This is a genomic window from Streptomyces sp. NBC_00154, assembly GCF_026342835.1.
Taxonomy (GTDB): Bacteria; Actinomycetota; Actinomycetes; order Streptomycetales; family Streptomycetaceae; genus Streptomyces.
In genome coordinates this window covers 2,660,312-2,676,193 of the sequence record NZ_JAPEMI010000001.1, presented here as the reverse complement: position 1 = coordinate 2,676,193, position 15,882 = coordinate 2,660,312, and the positions used below count along the sequence as shown (strand labels likewise).

The following is a 15,882-nucleotide window of genomic DNA, read 5'->3' as shown; positions in this document are numbered from 1 at the left end:
TGTGCGCCCCACCGCCCTGTTCCTGGCCTTCGCCACGGCCACCGTCGTCTCCCTCGCCGCCGGCTGCGGGACCGGCGGTGTGGAGGGCACTCCCGGCGCCGCCGGTCTGCGCGACCCGTACTTCCCGAAGGCCGGCAACGGCGGCTACGACGTCACGCACTACGACCTCACCTTCGACGTCGACCCGGCCGCCCAGCGGATCCGCTCCACCGCCGTGATCACCGCGCGCGCCACCCAGGACCTCAGCGCCTTCAACCTCGACCTGGCCGGGCTGACCGTCGAGTCCGCGCAGGTCGAGGGGCATCCGGCCGCCGTCAACCGGGCGGGCCGCGAGCTGACACTGCGCCCCGCCGCCGAGGTGGAGAGCCATCTGCACAAGGACAGGACCTTCCGCACGGTCGTCCACTACTCCGGCTCCCCGCTGACCCTCACCGATCCGGACGGCTCGAAGGAGGGCTGGCTGAGGACGGCGGACGGATCGGTCGCGCTCGGTGAGCCGGTCGGGTCGATGGCCTGGTTCCCCGGCAACGACCACCCGAGCGACAAGGCGACGTACGACCTCACGGCCACCGTCCCCCGGGGTCTGACGGCCGTCTCCAACGGTGAGCTGACCTCCCGGAAGGTCTCCGGCGCCACCACCACGTACCACTGGCACACCGCCGAACCCATGGCGAGCTATCTCGCGACGCTCGTCGTCGGCCGCTTCGACACGAAGGCGTCTACGACCCCCGACGGCATCAAGGTGTTCACGGCCGTGGACCCGAAGGTGGCCGCGGCTAGTGCCCGGACCCTCGCCCGGATCCCCGAGGTGGTGCGGTGGGAGGCCGAGCGCTTCGGCCCGTACCCGTTCTCGTCGACCGGCGCGATCGTCGGCCGTCCGCACGACTCCGGGTATGCGCTGGAGACCCAGAACCGGCCGTACTTCCCCGGGCCGCCGACCGTGGGACTCCTCGTCCACGAGATGGCCCACCAGTGGTTCGGGGACTCCGTCACGCCCGCCAGTTGGCGCGACATGTGGCTCAACGAGGGCTTCGCGACATACGCCGAGTGGCTGTGGAAGGCGGACAAGGAGGGTGTTCCCGTCCGGCGCAGTTTCGACGCCGCCTTCGCCGACGATGCCAACTGGGCGTTCCCGCCTGCCGATCCGCCCACGGCCGCGGACATCTCCCAGGACCCGGTGTACGAGCGCGGGGCAATGGTGATCCACAAGATCCGGCAGGCGGTCGACGACGACCGGCGGTTCCTCGCGCTCGTCGCGGGCTGGACGAAGGCCCATCGGTACGGCACCGCGTCGACGGCCGACTTCACCGCGTACGTGGAGAGGACGACGGGGAAGGACCTGACGGATCTGTGGAACACCTGGCTGTACGGCCACGGCCGGCCCGCCCCTGAAAAGAGCTGACCGGCCCCGGGAACCCGCCGGGAACTACTTCACATTGACGCCCGACCAGGCGGCGTCCACGGCCGCGAGCTCCGGACTGCCCGCCCCGTACAGGTCGGTCGCCGCCTTCTCGGTGGCCGTGCGCGCGGCCGCGTAGTCGGTGGACGAGGTCATGTACGCGGAGAGCGCCTTGTACCAGATCTGGACCGCCTTGTCCCGGCCGATGCCGGTGACGGTCGAGCCGTCGGCGGTCGGGGAGTCGTAGTCCACCCCGTTGACGGTCTTCGCGCCGCTGCCCTCGGACAGCAGGTAGAAGAAGTGGTTGGCGACGCCGGAGGAGTAGTGGACGTCGAGGTCGCCGACGCCGGCGCTCCAGTAGTCCGCCGAACCGCCGTCCTTGCTCGGCTTGTCCATGTAGCGCAGCGGGGTGCCGTCGCCGTTGATGTCGATCTTCTCGCCGATGAGGTAGTCGCCGGCGTCGCTGCTGCTGTCGGCGAAGAACTCGACCGAGGTGCCGAGGATGTCGCTGGTCGCCTCGTTGAGGCCGCCGGACTCGCCTGCGTAGTCGAGCTTGGCCGTCGCCGCGGTCAGGCCGTGGCTCATCTCGTGGCCCGCGACGTCGAGGCTGGTGAGGGCGCTCCTGTTGTCGGCGCCGTCGCCGTACGTCATGCAGAAGCAGCTGTCGTCCCAGAACGCGTTGACGTACGCGTTGCCGTAGTGGACCCGGGAGTAGGCGGCCTTCCCGTCGCCCGCGATGCCCTCGCGGCCCAGCGCGGACTTGTAGAAGTCCCAGGTCATGGCGGCGCCGTAGTGGGCGTCGACCGCGGCGGTCTGCCGGTCGCTGCCGGTGCCGTCGCCCCAGGTGTCGTCGGCGTCGGTGACGAGCGAGCCGGTGCCGCTCTCGCCCTGGTTCAGGTCGTACGTCCTGTGGCCGCCGCGGTCGCCGTCGGTCAGCTCGAAGCCCGAGCCGCTCGCGGTGGTCGACAGGGTGACCTTGCCGCTGTACTGGCTGTTGCCGACGCCGGTCTCGATCGCCTCGTAACTGTGCAGCGTCCTGCCGGTGACGGCGTCCGTGATGACGTGACGCCTGCTGGGCGTGCCGTCCTTCTGCACGCCGGTCCGCACCGTCTCGAAGGCGAGGACGGGCTTGCCGCTGCCCGCCCAGATCACCTTGCGGGCGCTCGCCACGGTCTTCACCTTCGGCGTCGTGGACGGAACCCATATCCGGGCGCCGGTGGCCTTGGTGACGCTCTTGAGCTTTCCGCCGGCGGTGGTGTGGGTGACGAGGTCGCCGCCGAGGACCGGCAGTCCGGCGTAGGTGCGCTCGTAGCGGGTGTGGACGGTGCCGTCGGCGTCCTTGATCACATCGCGGACGATCAGCTTCTCCTGGCTGCCGAGCCCGAGCGAGTCGGCCGCCGAAGAGGCTTCCGACTGGGCCGACTTGATGGCGGCGGTCCGCTCCGACGCGGTGTCCGTGCCGATCGCGGTCTTCGCGCCGGACGTGCTGGTGGTACGGGTGGCGGAGGCGCCGTCGTGGGCGTTGCCCGGGGCCGCGGTTGCCGCACCGGACTGCACGCCGACGACGACCATCGCGGCCACGGCGGCCAGGGCTGCGGAGCGACGGGTGGTCATGTGGGGGGTCATGCGTTCTCCGTTGTTCGTTCCGTGGGGGGTTACGAGCGGAGAGCGTGCCATCGGATGACCGAGTTTGACGGTGTGCCGACAATTGCCTCACATTCTTTTGACCACTTCTTGTCCGACTGGGGCGCTCTTGTGTCCGTTATTCGGCGGGCTTCAGCAGCTTGCGCAACACCGCGCAGGGGCGGCCCAGTTGGCGGTCGGGCCGGTGGTCGATGACCTCGTAGCCGAGCGCGGTCCAGAAGGCGAGCGCCCTGGGGTTGTTCTCCAGGACGGCCAGCCGGACTCCGTCCCGCCCGGCTGCCCGGAACCGCTCCTCGACGAGGCCGGCCAGCTGCCGCCCGTAACCGGAGCGGTGCTGCCGTGCGTCGACCATGAGCAGTCCGATCCACGGGTCGGGGTCGGCCGGGTCCGGATGGTGCGCGAGGGTGATGGCCACGCCGACCAACTGCCCCTGCGACCGGGCGAGCAGTACCTCGGTGTCCGGGTTCGCCAGCTCCTCGGCGAGCGAGGCCGCGACCTGTTCCGACCGGATGTCGTGGGGGTCCGGGAAGCCGCCGCTGAGCTGCTGGAACGTCGGATCGGACGCGTAGAGCGCGGTGAGTTCGGCGAGCAGCGGGCCGGGAAGCGCGCCGGCCACCGGCAGCAGCGGTTCGATGATCACTCGGCGCAGCCTATGCGGGCGCGCGGTGCCGCCGTGCGGTGCCGCCGCGGGCAGCCACCCGTACGGCGGCCACCCACGGCGCGACCGCCCGTGGAACGGCCGGACGCCGCGCACATCTCCGGGAAACCGGTGGCTGTGCGCGGCGCGTGGGCGATCCGCAGGAGCCGTCGGGCGGTGGTGCCGGACGGCCTACTAGTTCACGTTGATCGCGGACCAGGCGGAGGCGACGGCTGCGTACTCCGCGCTGCCTGCTCCGTACAGGTCGCTCGCCGCCTGCAGGGTGGCGACCCGCGCGGCCGCGTAGTCGGTGGACGAGGTCATGTACGTGGTGAGCGCCTTGTACCAGATCTGGACGGCCTTCGCGCGCCCGATGCCCGTGACCGTGGAGCCGTTGGAGGTCGGCGAGTTGTAGGCGACGCCGTTGATGGTCTTCGCGCCGCTGCCCTCGGACAGCAGGTAGAAGAAGTGGTTGGCGGGCCCGGACGAGTAGTGGACGTCGAGGCGGCCGACCGTCCTCGACCAGTAGTCCGCCGAACCGCCGTCCTTGCTGGGCTTGTCCATGTAGCGCAGCGGGGTGCCGTTGCCGTTGATGTCGATCTTCTCGCCGATGAGGTAGTCGCCGGCGTCGCTGCTGTTGCCCGCGTAGAACTCGACCGCGGTGCCGAACATGTCGCTGGTCGCCTCGTTGAGGCCACCCGATTCACGGCTGTACTTCAGACCGGCGGTCGCCGCGGTCAGACCGTGGCTCATCTCGTGTCCGGCGACATCCAGCGAGGTGAGCGGCTTGAGGTTGCCCGAGCCGTCTCCGTACGTCATGCAGAAGCAGGCGTCCTGCCAGAAGGCGTTGACGTACGCGTTGCCGTAGTGGACCCGGGAGTATGCGGCCCTGCCGTCGCCGGCGATGCCGTTGCGGCCCAGTTCGTTCTTGTAGAAGTCCCAGGTCATGGCGGCGCCGTAGTGGGCGTCGACCGCGGCGGTCTGACGGTTGGTCGCGAGACCGTTGCCCCAGATGTCGTCGGCGTCGGTGAAGAGGGTCCCGGTGCCGGAGGTGCCGCCGTTCAGGTCGTACGTGTTGTGGCCGCCGCGTCCGGCGTCGGTCAGGTTGTAGCCGGATCCGGAGGCCGAGGTGCCGAGGGCGACGGTGCCGCTGTACTGGCTGGTGCCGGACCCCGTGTCGATGGCCTCGTACGAGTAGAGCTCCTTGCCGCTGGCGGCGTCGGTGATGACGTGGCGCTCACTGGGCGTCCCGTCGGCCTGGGTGCCCTTGACCACGTTCTCGTAGGCGAGCGCAGGCTTGCCGGTGACGGCCCAGATCACCTTCCGGGCACCGGACTTGGCGGTGGCCGTGGCAGTCGTCGATGCCACGGATATCTTTGCGTCGGTTGCCTTGGACACCCCCTTGAGGGAGCCGTCCTTCCTGGTGTGGGTGACGAGGTCGCCGCCGAGGACGGGCAGTCCGGCGTAGGTGCGCTCGTAGCGGGTGTGGACGGTGCCGTCGGCGTCCTTGATCACATCGCGGACGACGAGCTTCTCCTTGCCGCCCAGCTTGATCTTCGCGGCGGTCGAGGCGGCCCCGGCCTGGGCTTCCTCGATGGCCGCGGCCCGCTGGGACGCGCTGATCGGCAGCGCGGTGGCTCCGGCCGCGCGGTCCTGGGCGGCATCGGCCGAGCCTGCTTGTACGCCGACGACGACCATGGCGGCGGACGCGGCAAGAGCGGCGGCACGCAGAGTGGTTCTCACTCGTTCTCCTTCACTCGGTCCATGAGCTCCGTGAGGGGTGTGCGGTGAGACTGGCACCGGTGCGCCTAAATTTGGCAGGGTCGTGTCAAATATTTGACCGGATCTTGTCCGTTCATGGGGGAGCGCTGTCCGTTATGTGTAATGCGTCAGGTGTCGTGCGGCCGGACGTGGGCCTTCTGACGGCATGGCAGACGGGAGCCCCCGGCCGAAGGAATCGACCGGGGGCTCCCGTCTGTCAGGTCAGGCCATGAACCCTCTTGCGTCAGAGGTTGACGCCGAAGTCCTGGGCGATGCCGCGCAGGCCCGAGGCGTAGCCCTGGCCCACGGCGCGGAACTTCCACTCCGCGCCGTTGCGGTACAGCTCGCCGAAGACCATCGCGGTCTCGGTGGCGGCGTCCTCGCTCAGGTCGTAGCGGGCGATCTCGGTGCCGCCGGCCTGGTTGATGATGCGGATGAACGCGTTGCGCACCTGGCCGAAGTTCTGGCTGCGGGTTTCGGCGTCGTAGATCGAGACCGGGAAGACGATCTTGTCGACGTCGGCCGGCAGGCCCGCCAGGTTTACGTTGATCTGCTCGTCGTCGCCCTCGCCCGCGCCCGTGACGTTGTCACCGGTGTGGACGATGGTCTGGTCCGGGGTCGACTTGTTGTTGAAGAAGACGAAGTGGCCGTCGGAGACGACCTTTCCTCCCGGGTTCACCGCGATCGCCGAGGCGTCGAGGTCGAAGTCGGTGCCGGTGGTGGTGCGGACGTCCCAGCCGAGGCCGACCGTGACGGCGGTCAGGCCCGGGGCCTCCTTGGTGAGCGAGACGTTGCCGCCCTTGGACAGGCTTACTGCCATGGGAAGTCCCTTTCATCGTCGTGTGCGGGCTTCGTGCCATCACGAAGCTACCGTCACACCTCATAACGCAGGCAGAGGACCGGGAGGTTCCTGCTCCCTTTACTTTCTTTACCGAACTGTCGGCCGAACGGGTGACCGGATGCGGCAAAAGGAGGTGACGGGAGGGCCGACGGCCAGGGAACATGGGTGTCATGTCCGGGCCCTATGTCATCCGCGGTTCGGTCTCCCTGCCGGAGGCCGAGCTCATGTGGCGTTTCTCGCGGTCCTCCGGGCCCGGCGGTCAGCACGTCAACACCAGTGACTCCCAGGTGGAGCTCCGCTTCGACCTCGCGGCGACCGACGCGCTTCCCGAGGTGTGGAAGGACCGGGCGCTCCAAAGACTGGAGAGCCGGCTGGTGGGCGGCGTGGTCACGGTGCGGGCGTCGGAGCACCGCTCCCAGTGGCGCAACCGCGAGACCGCCCTCGTCCGCCTCGCCTCCCTGCTGGCCGAAGCCACGGCGCCGCCCCCCAAGCCGCGCCGCAAGACCAGGATCCCGCGTGGGATCAACGAACGCCGGCTGCGCGAGAAGAAGCAGCGCGGCGACACGAAGCGCGGCCGCTCCGGCCGCGACTGGTGAACCGGGACGCCGGGGTTCAGCCCAGCTGCCGGTAGCGCCCCTGGAAGTAGGTCAGCGGCCCGCCGTCCGCGCTCGGCAGCGCCGCGCTCAGCACCCGTCCGATCACCAGCGTGTGGTCGCCCGCGGGCACCCGCTGCTCCGTGCGGCACTCCAGGGTGGCGAGGGCCCCGCCGATCAGCGGTGCGCTCGACACCTCTCCCCTTACATAGGGGATGTCCTGGAACAGCAGCCGGTCGCTGATCCGGCCCTTCATCGCGAACCGTCCCGCGATGTGCCGTTGGCTCTCCGACAGCACGGAGACCGCCCACACCGGCTGTTCGTCGAGCAGGTCGTCCATCCGGGAGCCGTTGCGCAGGCTCACCAGGACGAGCGGCGGGTCCAGCGACACGGACATGAAGGCGGTCGCCGTCATGCCGACGTCCTCGCCGCGCCCGTTCTCGTCGAGCGGCGGCTCCTGGGCGGTGATCAGGACCACGCCGGCGGCCAGCCGGGCGAGGGCGCCGCGGAACTCGTCGTTGCTCACCCCCTCAGCATGGGGGATGGGCTCGGACCGCGGGGTGGGGGGCTTCGTCTGCAACACAACGGGCACGCTAGCCGCGGGTCGCGGGCCACCGCATCGGGCCAGGGGACCAGAGGGGTCCTAGGACTCCGGGCCGACGGGGATGTGCCGGGACGGCGCGGTGCAACGTACTGCAACGTACAGATTTGCGTTCAAGAAACGGACGGGCCACCTGGGTGGGCCACTCGCAACCCTTCATCATCTGTTGTGACTTGAGTCACAGAGCGCAATATTTGTTGACCCTGTGTACCGGGTGCACAGCTCACTGTGATTCAGTGGCGGTGACACTGCGAACAAGTACGTCGATAGAAACCTGGAGTGCTGTCGAGGTCTCGGGGAGTGCGAGCAATGGAGGCCGAGTCGGAGCCGTACGTCCGTCTAGCGACGATGCGGCAGCTGCATCAGGCCGTCGCCGATCTCAATACGGCGCGGAGCCTGGCCGACACACTGCAGACCGTGGCCGACGGAATCGTCGCCGGTCTCGGATACGAGTTGGCCTGCGTCAACCTCGTCCGTCCCGACGGTGATCTCGTCGTCGCCGCCTTCGCGGGCAACTCCGCCGCCGAAGCCCTGATCACCGGCCGCGTCGGCTCCCGCACCTCGTGGGATCGCCGGCTGGCCATGGGTGAGTGCTGGGACGGGCTCCGCTTCATACCGCACACCGACGGCTGGGTCCTCCTCGACGACGACGTACCGCAGTGGCACACCGAGGGCCCCGAGCCCCGCTTCGAGGACGAGTGGCACCCGCAGGACCGGCTCTACGCCCCGATGTACGCGTCCGGGGGCGGGCAGGACCTCCTCGGCGTCATCTCCGTCGACCGCCCGCGCAACGGCCGCCGCCCCGGCGCGTGGGGCCGCGAAGCTCTCCAGATGTACGCGTCGCAGGCGGCCATTGCGATCAGTAACGCGCGGCTCCGAGCAAACATGCAGCGCGCCCTGGTCCGGCTCGAACGCGAACAGGCGGCGCTGCGGGCCAGCGAGGAGTCGTTCCGCCAAGCCTTCGAGTACGCCCCCAGCGGCATGGCCATCGCCGAGATGGGCGGTGATCAGCACGGCAGGCTGCTGCGCACCAACGACGCCCTGTGCCGGCTGCTCGGCCGCCCCGCCTCCGTACTGCGCCGCTACTCCTTCGCCGACCTGGTCCACCCGGAGGACGTCGGCACCCTGCTGCGGACGTCCGCCGAGGGCGGCCGCGCCGAGCTGCGGCTCGGGCGCCGGGACGGCTCGTACCTCTGGGTCTCGCTGCGCAACTCCGTCGTAGCGGACACCGCCGACGGCCCGCGTTTCCTCCTCACCCATGTAGAGGACATAGAGGAGCGCAAGCGGCACGAGCTGCATCTGGCGCACCGCGCCTCGCACGACGCGCTGACCGGACTGCCCAACAGTGCCGAGCTGCGCGCGCGGCTCAGTGCCCGGCTCTGCGAGCGCCCGCACGCGGCGGCCACCACCGCCGTGCAGGCGCTGGACGCGGCTTACGGCGACGTCGAGGACGCGGAGGGCCGCGTGCACGGCTTCCGTGCCGACGGCTTCGAGGCCGACGCGGTGGCCGGCGGCCCGTACGACCACCATGTGCACGCCGTGGCACCCGACGACGAGAGCGACGAGGGGGCGAAGGGGCTCGCGGTCCTCTTCTGCGACCTCGACGGCTTCAAGTCGATCAACGACCGCTTCGGGCACCACACCGGTGACGCCGTCCTGATCGAGGTCGCCCGCCGGCTCACCACCTGTGTGCGCGACGGCGACACCGTCGCACGCCTCGGGGGTGACGAATTCGTCGTCCTCGCGGACGGGCTCGGCGCCGCAGACGCCGCGGATCTGGCCGTACGTCTCCGAAACGCCATTATTCCGCCCATTCGGGTGGATGGTCGCGCGGTGCGGGTCGGGGCGAGCTTCGGGATCGGCTGGGCCGGCTGCGGCATGACCGCCGAAGAGGTGCTGCGCTCCGCCGACCAGCGGATGTATGTGGAAAAGCGGTCCCGGTCGAAGGTTCACCGCAGGGCCGGCTGACGTTCACGACAGGTCCGTTCCGGCATCCGTCGCCGTACCCCCACCACGGTGAGTGAGTGGCCCCGGAGGCCAACGGCAATTCTTGGTGTGCTCCGTTCGAGGTAGGCTCGGCCGGTCGGCCACGGCTGGCGATTTTCGGCGACGGCTGGCGACATGGTGAGGAGTGACCCAGGGATGACGGCCGGGAACAACGGCGCAAACACACCCGAGGACGACGATCCGTTCGGCTACCTGTACGAGGACGGACAGGCGGCCGGCGCTCAGTCGCCGGGGCAGGGCGGATACGGCTACCCGGGTCCGGTCCCGCAGCCCGGCGTGCCGAGGACCTCGTACAACCAGGTCCGGACCGTGGGCGAGCGCCAGTACGGGCAGCAGGTGCCGCAGCAGCAGCCGTACGGCCAGCCGCAGGCACCGTACGGTCAGCCGCAACCTCCCTACGGCGGGCCGAATGCGCAGTACGCCGCCCCCGAGACCTACCCCGGTGGTGCGCCCACCGCACCGGTCGCGACGCAGGGCGGCCGCGGCCGGACCGGTGGCCCCGGCAAGGGCGGTCCGAACAACAAGGGTCTGCTGATCGGTGCGGTCGCGGTCGTCGCGGTCGTGCTCATCGGTATCGGCGCCGCGCTGATGACCGGCGACGGCAACGACGACAAGAAGAACGAGGCCGCCACCTCGGCCGGTGCCGCCGGTCAGGTCGACGAGTCCCCGAAGCCGAAGGACACCGGGTCGTCCTCCGAAGCTCCGGTGGAGCTGCCGAAGCAGGACGCGGCGACGCTGAAGCTGGGCGGCACGGCCACCGTCGAGAAGACCATCAAGGGCGCCGAGGGCGCGGACGGCGTGTACGTCACCGGTTTCAACCAGCCGGGGTCCTCGGTGACCTGGAAGGCGTCCATGAAGGCGGCGGGGTCGTACCGGCTGACTGTGCGGTACGCCATCCCGGCCAAGGACGCCAACGCCACGCTGACGGTCAACGGCAAGGCCAACAGCCAGCCCATCGGTCTGAAGAACTTCGTGAAGTCCTCGGACCCGAACTGGGAGAAGAACTGGCAGACCACGTGGGCGCCGGTGACTCTGAACCAGGGCGACAACGAGATCAAGATCTCGTGCGAGACCGGCAACCAGTGCGACGTGATCCTCGACTGGCTCGAGGTCACGTCGGCGAAGGGCTGAGCACTCCCGGAACCGATCTGCCCTACGCCTTCTTCCGAACCGCGACGGTTCGGACGAGGACGTAGGGCAGATCTTCTGTGCGGCTCTTCCGACCGACCGCCTGGTGGCTCCTCAGCCCATCAGCGCCAGGAATCCCGCCACCGTCGCGGCCATCGCCTCGCGGCCGGGGACGAGGTACTTGCGCGGGTCGACGCCCGTCGGGTTCTCGGCCAGGTAGGCGCGCACCGCGCCCGTGAATGCGGTGTTCAGGGCGGTGCCCACATTGATCTTGCGCATGCCCGAGGCGACCGCCTGGCGGATCTCGTCGTCCGGGACGCCGCTGGAGCCGTGCAGCACCAGCGGGACCGTCACCGCGTCGCGCAGCTGCCCGATCAGGGCGTGGTCCAGGGCGGCGGTGCGTTCCGTCATGGCGTGCGAGGAGCCGACCGCGACGGCCAGCGCGTCCACGCCGGTCGCCGCGACATAGGCGGCGGCCTCGGCCGGGTCCGTGCGGACGCCGGGGGCGTGGGCGTCGAGCGGGGCCTCGCCCTCCTTGCCGCCGACCTTGCCGAGCTCCGCCTCGATCCAGATCCCGCGCTCGTGGCCCCAGACCACCGCGTCGGCCGTGGCCTGAACGTTCTCCTCGTACGGAAGCTTCGAGGCGTCGAACATCACCGAGCCGAAGCCCTCCGCGTGCGCCTGGTGCAGCAGGTCGACGGACTCGACATGGTCGAGGTGGAGGGCGAGCGGCGCGCTGGAGGCACGGGCGACGGCGGCCGCCGCGGCGGCGACGGCGGAGAGCCGGCCGCCGTGGAACTTCACGGCGTTCTCGGAGATCTGCAGGATGGCGGGCGCCCCGGCGCGCTCCGCGCCCGCGGCGATGGCCTCCGCGTGCTCCAGCGTGATGACGTTGAAGGCGGCGATCCCGCGGCGGTCGGCCTGGGCCGCCGAGACGAGTTCACCGGTGCTGACGAGCGGCATGCTGCCCCCTGAAACTTCTGATGGTGCGGGATGGTGCTGGACTGCGGGATTGGTGCTGGACTGAGGGATGGTGCCGGGCGGTTCCGCGGCTCAGGCCGTCGTCGGGGCGTACTCCTCGACACGGACGCGCGACAGCAGCTCCTCGTACGCCGCCCGGTCGAACTCCCCGGCCGCGGGGGCCAGTACCGTCGCCGTTGACAGTGCCACCGCCCTGCGCAGCCGGTCCGGCCAGCTCAGGCCCTCGACGAGCCCGGACAGCAGTCCGGCCACTGCGGAGTCGCCCGCTCCGGTCGGGTTGCCCGCGACCCGGGTGGGCGGCGCGGCCCGCCAGGTGCCGTCGGGTGTGGCGGCGAGCATGCCGTCCGCGCCGAGCGAGGCTATGACGCTGTGCGCGCCGCGGCGGCGGGCGTCGCGGGTGGCGCGCAGCGGTTCGCGGGAGCCGGTGAGCTGGGCGAGTTCGTCGGCGTTCGGTTTGATCAGGTCGGGGCGGGCGGCGATGCCCCGGCGCAGCGGTTCGCCGCTGGTGTCGAGGAGGACGGGGACGTCGGCGGCGCGGGCCAGGCGGACCAGTTCGGCGTACGCCCCGACGTGGATCCCGGGCGGCAGGCTGCCGCAGAGGGCGACCGCGTCCGCTTCGCCGAGGAGCTTTCGGTACGTGGTGAGGAAGGCGGCCCATTCCCCGGCGGTGACGAGCGGGCCCGGCTCGTTGAGCTGGGTGGTGTCGCCGGTGGACGCGTCGACGACGGCGATCGTACGGCGGGTGTTCCCGGTGACGGCGACGAGGGCGTCGCGCGGCGGGAGGCCGGCCAGCAGGTCGCGGAGGACGGCTCCGGTGGCGCCTCCGGCGAAGCCGGTGACCACGGTCTCGTGGTCGAGTGCGGAGAGCACCCGGGCCACGTTGAGGCCCTTGCCGCCGGGGCGTTCGGAGATGTCGCCGACGCGGTGGCTGGTGTGCGGGACCAACGCCGGTACGCCGTACGTCAGGTCGAGTGCCGTGTTCAGCGTGACCGTGAGGATCACCTCGGTCACCCCTTCGATCCGTGCCGGAGCGCGGATCCCTTGCCAGAACGCGCTTTCCCTGCTGTTTACGAAGCGATCATGCCAAAGAGACGGCGGTCGGCCCAGACCTCGGGGCCAACCGCCTTCTCTTCGTTACGTATTCGACCCGTCGTCAATAATGGGCCGAATCAGCCAAGATGGGGCTCAATGACCCAATCGCCCTTGCGCATGACGCCCTTCAGCGCGAAGTCCGCGTCCAGGACCACCAGGTCGGCGTCCTTGCCCGGCTCCAGCGAGCCGACCTTGTCGTACACGCCGAGCAGGCGCGCCGGGTTGGCGGAGATGGACTGCACGACGTCGTCGACCGGGATCCTGTCGAGGGTGACGGCCCGGCGGAACGCGGTGTCCAGGGTGAGTGTGGAGCCCGCGATCGAGCCGCCCTCGACGAGCCGGGCGACGCCGTCCTTGACCTCGACGGCGAGCGGGCCCAGCTGGTACTGGCCGTCACCGAAGCCGGCCGCGTCCATCGCGTCCGTGATCAGGGCGACGCGGGCGGCGCCCGCGTGGTGGTAGGCCAGCTCCAGGGCGGCCGGGTGCAGGTGCGTACCGTCGTTGATCAGCTCGACGGTGATCCGCTCGTCCTCCAGGAGCGCGGCGATCGGGCCGGGCTCACGGTGGGCGAGCGGCGGCATCGCGTTGAACAGGTGGGTGGCGACGGTGGCGCCCGCGTCGATCGCCTCGACGGTCTGCTCGTACGTCGCGTCGGTGTGCCCGATCGCGGCGATCACCCCGTGCTCGGCGAGCAGCCGCACCGACTCGATGCCGCCCGGCAGTTCGGTGGCGAGCGTGAACATCTTCGCGGTGCCGCGCGCCGCGTCCATCAGCTTGCGGACCTCGGCCGGGTCCGGGTGGCGCAGCAGCTTCTCGCTGTGCGCGCCCTTGCGGCACGGCGAGATGAACGGGCCCTCGAAGTGGATTCCGGCCAGATCGCCCTGCTCGACGAGCTCTGAGAGGATGCCGGCCCGCTGGGCGAGGAAGTCCATCTCGCCGGTGACGGTGGAGGCGACCAGGGTGGTGGTGCCGTGCTCGCGGTGGGTGCGGACGCCGGTCAGGACCTCGTCCACGGTGCCGGAGGTGAAGGACGCGCCGCCGCCGCCGTGGTTGTGCATGTCGACGAAGCCGGGCACGACCCAGTGGCCGGTCAGATCGATGGTCCGGGCGCCTTCGTGAGTACTGCCCGCGATCCGGGTGCCCTCGACGATCACCCGCCCGTTCTCGACGGTCCCGGTGGGAAGAACCACCCTGGCCCCTGCGAGAACCGTGCTGTCTGCGCGTCCGGCCATCAGGCGGATACCTCCGTGGAGAGAAGATCCCAGGCGAGCAGCCCTGCGCCCAGGCATCCAGCGGTGTCCCCGAGGGCCGCCGGGACGATGTGGGGCAGCTTCTGGAACGTGACGCGTTCCTCGACGGCCGCACGGAGTGGTACGAACAAGGTTTCCCCCGCCTCGGCGAGCCCGCCACCGATGATCAGCGTGCGCGGGTCGAGCAGGGTGAGCGCGGTGACCAGCCCGGCGGCGAGCGCGTCGACCGCGTTCTGCCAGACCCGTACGGCCGCGGGATCGCCCGACTCGACGGCCTTCGCGCAGTCCGCCGCATCGGCCTCCGGGTCGCCCGAGGCGGCGGCCCAGGCGCGGCTGACCGCGGAGGCGGAGGCCAGGGTCTCCAGACAGCCGCGCTGTCCGCAGCCGCAGTCCGGCCCGTCCGGCCGGACCACGATGTGCCCGATTTCGCCCGCGTATCCGTGCGCGCCGGCCTCGATGCTGCCTGCGATGCCGATGGCCCCGGCGATACCGGTGCCCAGCGGCACGAAGAGGAAGCGGTCGGCGCCCTTGCCCGCGCCGATCCGGCCCTCGGCGAGGCCACCGGTCCTGACGTCGTGGCCGAGCGCGACGGGCACTCCGCCGAGCCGCTCGCCGAGCTTGTCCCGCATCGGTACGTCGCGCCAGCCGAGGTTCGAGGCGTAGACGGCGATCCCGTTCTCCGCGTCGACGATGCCCGGCACGGCGACACCGGCCGCGGCGGCACTCTCGCCGAACTGTTCCTCGCCGTGGGCGCGCAGCTCCGCGGCGAAGGCGAGGATCGACTCCACGACGGCGTCGGGCCCGCGCTCCCGGCCGGTCGCGCGCCGGGCCTCGTGCAGCAGGGTGCCGTCGGCCCCGACCAGGGCGGCCTTCATTCCGGTGCCGCCCACATCGAGGGCGATGACGTGTTTCACGGGAAACAGTTTCGCCCGCCGGACCCCGATAGGTCTAGTCCACTCTCGCTGTTTGTTGCGCATCCATACAAAACGATGAGGGCGGTCGGCGCGGCCACCGGCTCAGGGTGCCAGGATCACGCTGCGCGAAAGATTGCGCGGGTGGTCGGGGTCGTACCCCTTCGACTCCGCGATCTCGACCGCGAGCCGCTGGGCCCGGATCAGATCGGCCATCGGGTCGGCCGTGACATGGGCCACCAGCGTGCCGCCCACCCCCGCGACCTCGCCCGCGAGTCCCTTGGGCAGTGCGCCGAACACCCACGCGACCCGGTTCGGACCGGTGATCGAGATCGGTCCGTGGCGGTACTCCATCGCCGGGTACGACTCGGTCCAGGCACCTGCCGCCTCGCGCATCTTGAGCCCGGCCTCCTGGGCCAGCCCGTACGTCCAGCCGCGCCCCAGGAATGTCCACTGCTCGGCCGCGACGACCGCCTCCGCCAGCGGCTCCGTCACCGCGAGCTCCGCGTCGACCGCTGCCTCGGCGACCGTCTTCACCCCGGCCGGAAGCGGACCTGCCGCCTCCAGGCCGGCCCGCAGGAAGGCCAGCGCGGTGGTGGCGAACCGGGTCTGGACGACCGACTCCTCGTCCGCCCAGTCCAGTACGGCCACGGCGTCGGCGGCGTCCATCACGGGCGTCTTCGGGTCGGCGGTCAGTGCGACGGTGGCCACCTTGCCGCGCAGCTCACCGAGGAGGTCGAGGACCTCGGTCGTCGTGCCGGAGCGGGTGATCGCCACGACGCGGTCGTACGGACGCCCTGCGGGGAACTCCGAGGAGGCGAACGCATCGGTCTCGCCCTGCCCGGCCGCCTCGCGCAGCGCCGCGTACGCGATAGCCATGAACCAGGAGGTGCCGCACCCGGTGACGGCGACCCGCTCACCCGGCCGCGGCAGTCCGTCGAACGCGGCCCCTGCCTCCGCGGCGCGCCGCCAGCAGCTGGGCTGGGTGGCAATCTCTGATGCGGTACGGGACATGCTGGACGGCTCCTCGGTGCGTG

General features: G+C 70.7%; 14 protein-coding genes. 4 read left to right on the top strand and 10 right to left on the bottom strand.

Annotated elements, in window-relative coordinates; all coding sequences use genetic code 11:
- Position 1: 1 nt before the first annotated feature.
- Positions 2-1,402, top strand: a complete 1,401-nt coding sequence (locus tag OHA03_RS11905; protein WP_267003482.1) for a M1 family metallopeptidase — start codon at positions 2-4, stop codon at positions 1,400-1,402.
- Positions 1,403-1,426: 24 nt separating this feature from the next.
- Here the strand turns inward: OHA03_RS11905 and OHA03_RS11900 are convergent, their stop codons facing one another.
- The 4 genes from OHA03_RS11900 to OHA03_RS11885 form a co-directional block, all read right to left on the bottom strand.
- Complete coding sequence (locus OHA03_RS11900; protein ID WP_267003480.1) at positions 1,427-3,025, bottom strand: M4 family metallopeptidase; 1,599 nt, start codon at positions 3,023-3,025, stop codon at positions 1,427-1,429.
- 136 nt (positions 3,026-3,161) lie between these two features.
- Positions 3,162-3,683, bottom strand: coding sequence for a GNAT family N-acetyltransferase (locus OHA03_RS11895; protein WP_267003478.1), 522 nt, complete (start codon positions 3,681-3,683; stop codon positions 3,162-3,164).
- Between the two features lie 192 nt (positions 3,684-3,875).
- Positions 3,876-5,378, bottom strand: coding sequence for a M4 family metallopeptidase (locus OHA03_RS11890; protein ID WP_267008019.1), 1,503 nt, complete (start codon positions 5,376-5,378; stop codon positions 3,876-3,878).
- A 307-nt stretch (positions 5,379-5,685) separates the two neighbouring features.
- Positions 5,686-6,261, bottom strand: a complete 576-nt coding sequence (locus OHA03_RS11885) for a TerD family protein (protein ID WP_030933124.1) — start codon at positions 6,259-6,261, stop codon at positions 5,686-5,688.
- A 191-nt stretch (positions 6,262-6,452) separates the two neighbouring features.
- Here OHA03_RS11885 and arfB point away from each other — a divergent pair, with 191 nt between their 5' ends.
- Positions 6,453-6,878, top strand: coding sequence for an alternative ribosome rescue aminoacyl-tRNA hydrolase ArfB (arfB, locus tag OHA03_RS11880; RefSeq protein ID WP_030979457.1), 426 nt, complete (start codon positions 6,453-6,455; stop codon positions 6,876-6,878).
- Between the two features lie 16 nt (positions 6,879-6,894).
- Here arfB and OHA03_RS11875 read toward each other — a convergent pair whose 3' ends face one another.
- On the bottom strand, positions 6,895-7,401 hold the full coding sequence (locus tag OHA03_RS11875) for a flavin reductase family protein (RefSeq protein WP_323181195.1): 507 nt from the start codon (positions 7,399-7,401) through the stop codon (positions 6,895-6,897).
- A gap of 384 nt (positions 7,402-7,785) precedes the next feature.
- Here OHA03_RS11875 and cdgB point away from each other — a divergent pair, with 384 nt between their 5' ends.
- Positions 7,786-9,444: a diguanylate cyclase CdgB gene (cdgB, locus tag OHA03_RS11870; RefSeq protein WP_267003472.1), complete on the top strand. Its 1,659-nt coding sequence runs from the start codon at positions 7,786-7,788 to the stop codon at positions 9,442-9,444.
- Positions 9,445-9,618: 174 nt separating this feature from the next.
- Positions 9,619-10,614: a CBM35 domain-containing protein gene (locus OHA03_RS11865; protein ID WP_267003470.1), complete on the top strand. Its 996-nt coding sequence runs from the start codon at positions 9,619-9,621 to the stop codon at positions 10,612-10,614.
- A gap of 111 nt (positions 10,615-10,725) precedes the next feature.
- Here the strand turns inward: OHA03_RS11865 and OHA03_RS11860 are convergent, their stop codons facing one another.
- From OHA03_RS11860 to OHA03_RS11840, 5 genes are all read right to left on the bottom strand, one after another.
- Positions 10,726-11,574 carry a class II fructose-bisphosphate aldolase gene (locus OHA03_RS11860; RefSeq protein ID WP_267003468.1) on the bottom strand — a complete coding sequence of 283 codons (849 nt, stop codon included), beginning with the start codon at positions 11,572-11,574 and terminating at the stop codon, positions 10,726-10,728.
- Positions 11,575-11,664: 90 nt separating this feature from the next.
- The gene (locus OHA03_RS11855) at positions 11,665-12,594 is read right to left on the bottom strand and encodes a 1-phosphofructokinase family hexose kinase (RefSeq protein ID WP_267008018.1); all 930 of its coding nucleotides are present in this window, start codon (positions 12,592-12,594) and stop codon (positions 11,665-11,667) included.
- Between the two features lie 167 nt (positions 12,595-12,761).
- On the bottom strand, positions 12,762-13,916 hold the full coding sequence (nagA, locus tag OHA03_RS11850) for an N-acetylglucosamine-6-phosphate deacetylase (RefSeq protein WP_267003466.1): 1,155 nt from the start codon (positions 13,914-13,916) through the stop codon (positions 12,762-12,764).
- Entirely contained in the window at positions 13,916-14,848 is a 933-nt protein-coding gene (locus OHA03_RS11845) for an ROK family protein (RefSeq protein ID WP_267003464.1), read from the bottom strand. Before OHA03_RS11845 ends, nagA begins: the two co-directional genes overlap by 1 nt.
- 102 nt (positions 14,849-14,950) lie before the next feature.
- Positions 14,951-15,859, bottom strand: a complete 909-nt coding sequence (locus tag OHA03_RS11840; protein WP_267003462.1) for an SIS domain-containing protein — start codon at positions 15,857-15,859, stop codon at positions 14,951-14,953.
- Positions 15,860-15,882 lie beyond the last annotated feature (23 nt).